Origin of the sequence: Bartonella sp. AA2SXKL (assembly GCF_042197205.1) — a bacterium.
In the GTDB taxonomy this organism is placed as follows: domain Bacteria; phylum Pseudomonadota; class Alphaproteobacteria; order Rhizobiales; family Rhizobiaceae; genus Bartonella.
In genome coordinates this window covers 1-9,146 of record NZ_JBHIRN010000022.1, presented here as the reverse complement: position 1 = coordinate 9,146, position 9,146 = coordinate 1, and the positions used below count along the sequence as shown (strand labels likewise).

Genomic DNA, 9,146 nt, shown 5'->3' with positions numbered 1-9,146 from the left:
AAACAATACAAACATATATAATAAAAAAACTAAAACTATCGTTTTAGCAAAAAAAGAAATTGGTTCTGAAAGTTTAGAAACAAACGAACAGGTTGACGAGCCAACAGAGGTTGCTGCTGTTGAGACCACATCAGAGCAAATCGAAACCTCATCAGACAACCAACCTCCCATTCACGAGCAAGAGAACGTTTTCCAAAAAGCAAAACGAGCGCAAGCTAATCGCGGTTGTCGATTGCCTACGGATTTTGAACCCGATTACGATTTTGCCATTGCAGAGGGCTTGCCTCCAGAGCGCGTGAAAGTCGAAATTGCAAAGTTTCGAGATTTTTGGAAAGCCTGTGCAGGAAAGAATGCTATCAAACGTGATTGGCAAGCAACATGGAGAAACTGGGTGCGAAAGGCTATCGAGGTTTTAGAAAAAACAAAAAACACGAACAACAATGGTGGAAACAATGGAAACTTTTCAAAAGATCAAAGAACTCGTGGTGGTACCGGAGAGACAATCCGTAATCTTATCGGTGCAACACAGCTTAGTGACGCCTCTACAAGATACCGTGCAACAGATAGAGCAATGTGTAACTCTGGAGTTCCCATGGACCTTGAGAAATGGCATTCAATTGACAAAAACCCTAGAGAAACAAGCTTTAGAAGCTTATCAGACTGTTCAAAACTTACTTACCGTGAAAGCGTCTGTTGAAGACATAGCAGAGGCTCTTGATGTGCTTGAAGGTGGTTTGACAATGCAAAAAGTTTCGAATGTAGAAGCGCGTGCAAAGGCTTATATCGCAGCTCTTAACGGCATTTCACTCTGGTCTTTATTGCAAGCTGTTAAAAATCTTATACGTGGTGAAGCAAAAGGCATGTCCACAACATTTGTGCCCTCATGCGCTGATCTAGCGCAGTATTGTCGTGATTTAGAAAGCAGGCTTTATGGTGTTGCTGAGAGAGTTTTTACAGCAGTTGAAAATACGCGTAACCTAGCCTTAGGAGGCAAGCGCATTTCATTCATGAGAATAGGCAAGCCTAGTGAAGAGTGTCATGACAGTAGCAATTCTAAAGCGGCTTAAAACAGCAAACTAGTGAAAAGTGCTGATCATTTTACGATTAGGTATGTGTTTAAATCGACAAAAAGGCACCGTACAAAGCGATTTAAAGATTTTATGATGAATCAACATCTGCAATATAAAACGCTCTGTACGGTCAAATTTTAGGTAAATAGACCAATTGGTAAAATTATGGACTAAAAACATGAGAATATTAAAAGACCTGTTCTTAAAAAAGCGTAAACAACCCATGCAAAAAGAGTTTGTTGCAACAGCTGTTGGTTATGTTCCTTGGGGAGACGGAGCAGAGGAGTATTTTTACAACCTCTACGAATATGAAGACGGCACAAGAGAGTGTGAAAAGTTTGATGGCGGCCAGTATTATACCACACCAGAAAATGCGGATTTTAGTACCAAAGCGCAAGTAAAAGCATGGGTTTACGGTGGGAATATTCCGAAAAGCGTTCTCAATTACGAACCTCTTATAGACGAGATCAATAAAGAGATCAAAAAATTATCGAAAACCGCAGGAAATAAATATGTTTACAGATAAACAGCTAAGAGCCTTGTTTGGTATTATAACTTTTATATTTTTATGTTTTTTAGGAATTAAAAAAAATCCCTACTTTATTCAAAGTATTTTGACATTCGCATCTGTTTCTTTGGTAATAGTCACAGCGGTTTTTGCAATTTTATGCAATTCTCATATTCCTTTTGAGTTGCAGAACAATCCAAAATACAAACGCGGCAATACAACAGGTTGGAAGACATTAACACGTGATTTACAACAGTATATGCACAGACTTTTAAAGCTAATAAGTTTAGCGCTTGTCGTTTTAATTTTTCCAAATAGTTATAAAGAAACGGTTTCTTTGCCTGTCACCTCTAAGCACGTGGAACACCAGTTTTCTTTTTCATTGGATACCGTATTTGGGTATTTAGACATTGTACTTTGGTACTATTTTTTATGCTGTGTATTGTTTCTTATGTTTCGTACACGCAATTTAATAAACATATCCATCTACATACTACAGTCTTGTACTAAAAAGCCATAGTAAAATCTCCGATTTATAAGACTTTTTTGGTTAATCGGTATTGTATCTTCTTAACATCGATTGATGAAATCAACAAAACATCAAAAAACACCTAAAAAGGCACGTAACGATGACTCATATCTGCTCACCATTAAGATATCCAGGCGGCAAGGCTATACTTTATGGAAAAGTCAAAGAAATTTTTGAAAAAAACACAATATCATTTCTCAAAGCAGCTTGATTGCATGAATAGGAGTTTTAATCACATGCTTACACTATTTGGCAAAACTTTACGCAAAATTCGCCTTGATCGCTTTGAACGGCTCTTAGATATGGCTGATAAACTAGGCATATCTGTAGCATTTTTATCTTCTGTTGAAATTGGCAAGAAATCTGTTCCAGTAGGAATGGAAGAAAAGATCATAAAGCTGTACGCTTTAGATCAAAACATGGCTTCTCTTTTAAGAAAAGAGGCTGATATTTGCCGAAAGAATTTTATAATGAATTCTTCTGATCCACTTAACCATGAAATGGCTAACACGTTTTGTAGAACTTTTAAACACCTTTCACAACAAGAGCTAACAGAGTTTAAGGAATTTATGGTGAAAATGGAAAAGAAACGCTGCTTGCAAAATAAAATCCCTTGATCTCCTTATCTTATACGTACACCACAAAACGTAATGTTATATGTTAATAATTAATAATATATCATTGAAATAATTGAAAAAATAATAAAATTATGCTAAGATTTTTTACATATTTAAATACAAATTTAAGGTAACTAAAATATGCTAAATAAAGTGACGTTAATCGGGCGCCTTGGTGCCAATCCCGAAAGCAAAACAATGAATTCTGGAGCAGAAATAGTCAATTTTAGTATAGCGACTTCTGAGAGCTATACAGATAAAAAAACCAATCAAAAAGTAGAGAAAACAGAATGGCATTCCGTGGTGATTTTTAATCCACATTTGGCAAAAATTGCACTTCAGTATCTAAACAAAGGTTCAAAGGTTTACATAGAAGGAAAATTACAGACACGCAAATGGCAAGATAAAAATGGGCATGACCGTTACACAACAGAGATTGTCTTACCACAATTCAAAGGTGAATTGTATTTGCTTGATGCAAAGAAAGATCAATCGGCATCCCCTACCCCTTCACCTATTACTTCTCAAAATTATGCTATCGCTTCAGGGGCTCAAGATTATAGAACGGCTCTTAACGATAGCGTCCCATTCTGATTGAAAAAAAATATGACAAAAAGAAAAAAACGTGCAAAACGCGGTCGTCCTCGGATTAAAGGATGTATCAGAGAACCAAATGGACGTATCTCACGAGCAAAAACACCGCATGAACCCATGGATAAATTGGCAATTGAAATGCGTGCCAAACGCTTCTGTTTGACCATAGAAGAGGCTAAAAATCCGCTTTCCGGTACCTATATCGGGCGGCTTTATTTGCAAGGCGAAATAAATCAAGACCAATATGATGCTGCACAAAAATATCTTGAAGTGAGAAATAATTATCTCTGTGCAAAAGCCTTACCAAATGCAATTTATGATGACTTTACTCCATCTTTAAATGAAGAGGCAAAAAAACAATGGATTGAAAAAACTACTCATTACTATGAAGCAATGAAAGAGGTGCTAAAAGAAGCACAATGCCTTTATAGACAGCACAACCTTTATGCCGCGCTACAGTATCTTGTTAGTGAAGATCAATCACTGCCACATCTTGTCGGTTCGCTGTATGTTGCTCTGAATGCACTTCATAAACATTTTATACAAAACCGCTAAATTTTAAGCAGCATTTTGAACATTGATAGTGATCTCTTTTCCAAGAGCAATGAGAGTGGATTCTAAAGCATCTAATTTTGTTGCGTGGTTTAAATCCAATAATCGGTCAATTTGTATTGGGTGAAGTTTTAAAAGACGCACGAGATCAGCTTTGCGTAAATTCTTTTCAACCATAGCGTTGTGTATTGCAATTTTTAAAATAACTAATGAAGATACTTCAACAAAAGGATAGGCAGCATCACGAGCTCCAAAAGGGACCACTTCTCGATCTTGGAAACGCCCCATAATAACTGTTAAAAGGGCATTTTTAGCGTGTTCCAAAGCCTCTTTTTCGTCGTTACCATAGGTAATAAATTCTTGAAAGTCTTTGGAAACGACAAGAAGAGTATCATTGTCATCTTTGATAAACTTAAGTGCATATTTCATTTACATCTCCATATTCAGACTTACCTTAGGTCAAGATCTTTAAGAATCTTTTGAACTAATCCCGTTCCTAATTCTTTCCGCGTACCATGCATAGGTAAAACGGATTTTTTAGAACCACGTTTTACAAGCAAATGGCCACCTTTCCCTGAGGTAAAACTGCAACCATGTTTCGTAAGATATCTTTTTAATTCTTGACTGTTCATAAATATAATATAACATCTAAAATGTTTAAATACAACATAAATGTTGTTATTTGTATAAAATTAAAGATTGGCTTTTAAAATACTAAGTTTTGATCAAAAAAATTAAAAATACACAATATCGTGATTTTTCTATTGACAATACGTGAAAAATCGTATTTAGTGGCAGTACGGCACTGGTTGTATTGCGTCTAAAATTCAAAAATATCCCCTAAAATTTGATAAAATCTTAAGCTTTCAAGAGGGCTTAAAGTACTGTTTTTATTGATAAAACAGACTAATCTATTTTGCACATATCAAACGCCATTCAGTAACCAATGATGTCATTAATTCATTGCCTCAAAAGGAGCGAAGATGAAAGCAATCATCACCAAGCCAATGTGTGTTGTTGGCGATAATAAAAGCACTGTTCGTTTTGAAACTTCAACTCCCAATAATCCATTTGTTGAAGTTTCTAATCAAGTCTACGCACGTCTCAAGCGCGCCAATGCTGCAAAACTTTTTGTTGACGTCAAGACAACAGCAAAAACAGATAAGGCAATTGAACAAATTAAACAGATAGAACAAGAAGCCGTACAAACATCGTCTGAACCAGTGACAGAGGAAATTCCACTCGAACAGCCAAAAGCATCTAAAGCTTCCAAGTCACCTACCCCAAAAAAGGCTTAGAAGTTGAAGTTAATCATCCACCAAAAATGGTATCTTCAACAGGCAAAAGATACCTTCACAAGCCTTCAAGCCCCTCGCCTTAATTGGGCTCTGCGTAATGCTCTAAACACTACAGCAAAACAAGTTGAACGCTTCACTGAAAAGCAAGTTGCAGACATCTCATCAGCCCAAATAAAGCGTATAAGAAGAGGTGTTTATATTAAAGAAAAGGCGACAGCAAGGTTTCTTGAGACAGATATCATTGGTTCTGTAACACCGATACCTCTTAAATTTTTTAAAGCAAACGAAACAAAACGCGGCGTAACTTACACACTGTTTGGAAAGAAAGAAATATTACCCCATGCTTTTATCAAAGGTGGGAGTTTTCCAAAGCGCGTTGAATTAAAAAAGCTGAATGGGAATGTGTTTCAAAGAGCCGATGGAGATCAATTCCCCATTGCAAAACAAAAAGGACCCTCCATTGCTGGGGTGATGTCCAAGCCAGAGATTGCAAGTACTATTGTAAAAAAAGCCAATGAAAGATTAATTGCCAACATACAGTACCAACTTGCTCGTCAAGAATATGCCGCCAATAAGAAAGCTAAATAATGTTCTTAAGCTATGTCAACACGCTACTCACTTTAATTGTAATTTTTAAAGCAGATTATCATTTGCGCTTTGGTTTTTTCCAGAAAAAATACAATAAAATCAATGCAAAAGGTACTTCCCAGCGGGTTGGGTCTGTTGCGGGGCGGACGAGCGCGAACTATCGCTAGCGACAGAATTTTCAATTTGACTGTACATTGTACATTTAACTCATTGATAAATAATGATTTCAATATGTACACTGTACAGTATGTGAAACGTTTTCTTAGCAAAAAGTAATTTTTATTACTTGACAATTCTACAGTAATAGGTATCTTCGAATCAGGTGCCTGAAAACACCTTAAAACCATAAGCGGATGGATTGCCGATACAATCTTTTTCCGTACATTGAAGGCTTTGACTCATTATATGCGTATGGCGTATACTGGTCTTGTCGGGTGTGGTTATGCCATAAAATACCCTTTCGGGGGAAAGCATAACGACGGACTTATGGCCGTGTTTTCAGCGCCCGATACCTTTCTAAGGTGTCAATGAAAACATTTAACCATAAGGAGTTCACAATGAACACTCTTATTCCGATATCGGAACAAACTGTTGGACAGGAAATTGTTCAAACAGTAAATGCACGTAATCTGCACACATTCTTAGAGGCAAAACGAGACTTTTCCAATTGGATTAAAGACCGTATTATCAAATACAATTTAGAAGAGGGAATAGATTATATTTTAACGCTCGCCAAAACTGGCGAACGTCAAAATGTAGTGTTAAAAGAATATTATCTTACACTAAATGTAGCAAAAGAGCTTTCTATGCTTGAGAACAATAAGAAAGGTAGAGAAGCTCGTTTATACTTTATCGAATGTGAAAGACGGTTAAAACAAGTAGTGACACCACAGATAGCCGCTCCACAAGTTGATTATTCCAAACCCGAAGCATTACTTGGTGTTTTGAATCACTTACAAAGTCAAATCGAGCAAAAGGATAACACTATTGCCGAATTAACACCAAAAGCAAAAGCTTTGGAAGGCTTAAAACGCTCTGATGGTTTGTTCGGTTTGATAGAAGCAGCAAAGATGTTAGAGGTGCGACCAAAAGATTTAACAGATTACTTTTATAAAAACATTGCATTGCCACTTGACATTGTGGCGACAATATGAATAATCGAATCAGGTGCCTCAAAAACACCTTAAATACACAGCGGGTGGATTGCCGAACCAATCTCTTTTCCGCGCATTAAAGACTTTGACTTGTTATATGCTACATGCGTATAATGACATTGTCGGGTGTGGTTATGCTATACAATACCCTTTTGGGAAAAGCATAACGACGGACTGTGTACCGTGTTTTTGAGCACCCGGCACTCTTTTATTGAGTGTCAATCAAAAACGTCTAATTACACAGGAGTTCATAATGAACACTCTTATAAAAATTAAAGGAAACACTGCTAATAGTGCTATCCATCAAACTATGTCTAGTCGTGAAATTGCTGATTTGTGTAAAAAGCAGCACGCACATATTATGCGTGATATCAAGAAGATGCTTGAAGAACTTAACGGCTCCAAATTTGGATTGGTTGATTTTATCGGTACTTACGTTGATGCAAAAGGTGAAAGCCGCCCTTGTTATAACTTACCTAAGCGCGAATGTTTAATTCTTGTTTCTGGTTACAGTACTGCCTTACGAGCTAAAATCATTGACCGTTGGCAAGAATTGGAAAAACAGGTAGCCACACCACAAGTTGACTACTCCAAACCGGAGGCATTACTTGGTGTTTTAAATCACCTACAAAGTCGAATTGAGCAGAAAGATCATGTTATTGCAGAATTAGCACCAAAAGCAGAGGCACTTGAGGGTCTAAAGCGTTCTGATGGTTTGTTCGGTCTTATCGAAGCAGCAAAAATGTTAGAGGTGCGACCAAAGGACTTAACCGATTACTTTTATAAAAACATTACATTGCCACTTGACATTGTGGCGACAATGTGAATAATCGAATCAGGTGCTTGAAAAACACCTTACAAACTACAAGCGGATTGATTGCCGAAATAATCAATCTTCTGGACATTTAAAGACTTTGACTCATTATGTGCTACATGCATATAATAACCTCGTCGGGTGTGGTTACACTATACAATACCCTAACGGGAAAAGTGTGACGACGGACTTGTAGCCGTGTTTTTCAGCGCCCGGCACTCTTTTAGAGTGTCAATGAAAAACGTCTAACTACAAGGAGTTCATTATGAACACACTTATAGAAATATCAGAACAGGTTATTGATCAGGAAACTGTTCAAACTGTTAACGCGCGTGATTTGCATGCGTTTTTGGAGATTACATCAAAGTTTGCAGACTGGATTAAAAATCGTATTAAAGAATGTAACTTTCGAGAAAATATAGACTTTATAGGTTTTTCTAAAAATTTAGAAAAAGGTGGGCGCCCAAGCATAGAATATTACATTACGTTAGACATGGCTAAACATCTTTCGATGATAGAGCGTAATGATAAAGGGCATGAAGCACGTCAATACTTTATCAAATGTGAACGGCTTTTGAAACAAGTAGCAACACCACAAGTTGACTACTCTAAACCCGAAGCATTGCTTGGTGTTTTGAATCACTTACAAAGCCAAATCGAGCAGAAAGATCATGTTATTGCTGAATTAGCACCAAAAGCAGAGGCTTTGGAAGGCTTAAAACGTTCTGATGGGTTGTTCGGTTTGATAGAAGCAGCAAAAATGTTAGAGGTGCGACCAAAAGATTTAACAGATTACTTGCGTAAACATGATTGGGTCTATCGACGGGCTCCAGGGGCGCCACTGTTACCTTATCAGGACAAGATCAAGAAAGGATTTATGGATTGTCCCGCTATCACCATTCAAAGACCGGATGGTACAGAAAAGGTGCTCCCTTCAACAAAAATCACACCAAAAGGATTGGCATGTTTGAGAGAACAAATCCATGGAGGTGTACAATGAACACCAGTATCGACTTTTTATGTGATTTATGGATGGCTTTGTTTCAATTTTCTGATCGTGATGATGTCGAAGATAAGGCTTTTAATGCTCTCATTGAGACCATGGATGCAATAGAAAAAGCTTTGATTTTAAAACTTCAAGATGAATCACCAAATGCACTCAGAATTTTGGCAATGATTACAAATTTTGGAACCTTAAAACCTCCCCCGATTATGGAGCCTTTGTTAAAAGCTTACGAACCAAATTTGGAGAGCCCCATTAAAAAGGTTGCTTAATTAAAAAAATAGAACTCCCCTCCCCGTTCTCAACAATGGGGAGGTGGTTAAGAAGGTAATAAAATTAAGGTGCACTATACCAAGTTGATCGTCCACCACCATGACGTATCAAAAGACCTTTTTCAACTAATGATGTAAAAGTTACTT

Annotated in this window: 13 protein-coding genes and 2 pseudogenes; 13 read left to right on the top strand and 2 right to left on the bottom strand. The window is 37.2% G+C overall.

The genetic code is table 11. The features are described 5' to 3' along the window. From ACFINS_RS08960 to ACFINS_RS08930, 7 genes and pseudogenes are all read left to right on the top strand, one after another. Nucleotides 1-697, top strand: a pseudogene (locus ACFINS_RS08960) (hypothetical protein); the annotation flags it as partial. Further along, a complete protein-coding gene (locus tag ACFINS_RS08955; protein ID WP_273754097.1) occupies nucleotides 681-1,067 on the top strand; it encodes a hypothetical protein in 387 nt (128 codons plus the stop codon). The pseudogene ACFINS_RS08960 and the gene ACFINS_RS08955, both read left to right, overlap by 17 nt. 181 nt (nucleotides 1,068-1,248) lie before the next feature. Further along, on the top strand, nucleotides 1,249-1,596 hold the full coding sequence (locus tag ACFINS_RS08950; RefSeq protein WP_375624113.1) for a hypothetical protein: 348 nt from the start codon (nucleotides 1,249-1,251) through the stop codon (nucleotides 1,594-1,596). Continuing rightward, complete coding sequence (locus tag ACFINS_RS08945) at nucleotides 1,583-2,098, top strand: hypothetical protein (protein WP_375706108.1); 516 nt, start codon at nucleotides 1,583-1,585, stop codon at nucleotides 2,096-2,098. Before ACFINS_RS08950 ends, ACFINS_RS08945 begins: the two co-directional genes overlap by 14 nt. A gap of 245 nt (nucleotides 2,099-2,343) precedes the next feature. After that, nucleotides 2,344-2,724, top strand: a complete 381-nt coding sequence (locus ACFINS_RS08940; protein ID WP_375668755.1) for a helix-turn-helix domain-containing protein — start codon at nucleotides 2,344-2,346, stop codon at nucleotides 2,722-2,724. Between the two features lie 141 nt (nucleotides 2,725-2,865). Then, nucleotides 2,866-3,318, top strand: coding sequence for a single-stranded DNA-binding protein (gene ssb, locus ACFINS_RS08935; RefSeq protein ID WP_375620506.1), 453 nt, complete (start codon nucleotides 2,866-2,868; stop codon nucleotides 3,316-3,318). A 12-nt stretch (nucleotides 3,319-3,330) separates the two neighbouring features. Continuing rightward, nucleotides 3,331-3,873 carry a hypothetical protein gene (locus tag ACFINS_RS08930; protein WP_375706107.1) on the top strand — a complete coding sequence of 181 codons (543 nt, stop codon included), beginning with the start codon at nucleotides 3,331-3,333 and terminating at the stop codon, nucleotides 3,871-3,873. 3 nt (nucleotides 3,874-3,876) lie between these two features. On the opposite strand, the gene ACFINS_RS08925 is transcribed toward ACFINS_RS08930, so the two are convergent. Both ACFINS_RS08925 and ACFINS_RS08920 read right to left on the bottom strand, forming a co-directional pair. Further along, entirely contained in the window at nucleotides 3,877-4,299 is a 423-nt protein-coding gene (locus ACFINS_RS08925) for a HicB family protein (protein WP_100131245.1), read from the bottom strand. A gap of 20 nt (nucleotides 4,300-4,319) precedes the next feature. Beyond that, complete coding sequence (locus ACFINS_RS08920; protein ID WP_038473319.1) at nucleotides 4,320-4,502, bottom strand: type II toxin-antitoxin system HicA family toxin; 183 nt, start codon at nucleotides 4,500-4,502, stop codon at nucleotides 4,320-4,322. 351 nt (nucleotides 4,503-4,853) lie between these two features. Here ACFINS_RS08920 and ACFINS_RS08915 point away from each other — a divergent pair, with 351 nt between their 5' ends. The 6 genes and pseudogenes from ACFINS_RS08915 to ACFINS_RS08890 all read left to right on the top strand — a co-directional run bounded on the left by ACFINS_RS08915 (nucleotide 4,854) and on the right by ACFINS_RS08890 (nucleotide 8,999). Beyond that, a complete protein-coding gene (locus ACFINS_RS08915; RefSeq protein WP_375651457.1) occupies nucleotides 4,854-5,168 on the top strand; it encodes a hypothetical protein in 315 nt (104 codons plus the stop codon). A 3-nt stretch (nucleotides 5,169-5,171) separates the two neighbouring features. Then, nucleotides 5,172-5,756, top strand: coding sequence for a hypothetical protein (locus tag ACFINS_RS08910; RefSeq protein WP_375706106.1), 585 nt, complete (start codon nucleotides 5,172-5,174; stop codon nucleotides 5,754-5,756). Nucleotides 5,757-6,313: 557 nt separating this feature from the next. Further along, nucleotides 6,314-6,910 carry an antA/AntB antirepressor family protein gene (locus ACFINS_RS08905; protein ID WP_375706105.1) on the top strand — a complete coding sequence of 199 codons (597 nt, stop codon included), beginning with the start codon at nucleotides 6,314-6,316 and terminating at the stop codon, nucleotides 6,908-6,910. A gap of 253 nt (nucleotides 6,911-7,163) precedes the next feature. After that, a pseudogene (locus tag ACFINS_RS08900) lies at nucleotides 7,164-7,700 on the top strand (Rha family transcriptional regulator); the annotation flags it as partial. 289 nt (nucleotides 7,701-7,989) lie between these two features. Continuing rightward, nucleotides 7,990-8,724 (top strand): antA/AntB antirepressor family protein, encoded by a 735-nt coding sequence (locus ACFINS_RS08895; RefSeq protein ID WP_375706104.1) that lies wholly within the window; start codon nucleotides 7,990-7,992, stop codon nucleotides 8,722-8,724. After that, nucleotides 8,721-8,999 (top strand): hypothetical protein, encoded by a 279-nt coding sequence (locus tag ACFINS_RS08890; protein ID WP_375613969.1) that lies wholly within the window; start codon nucleotides 8,721-8,723, stop codon nucleotides 8,997-8,999. The genes ACFINS_RS08895 and ACFINS_RS08890 overlap by 4 nt, the downstream gene beginning before the upstream one ends. The last annotated feature ends 147 nt before the right edge of the window (nucleotides 9,000-9,146 follow it).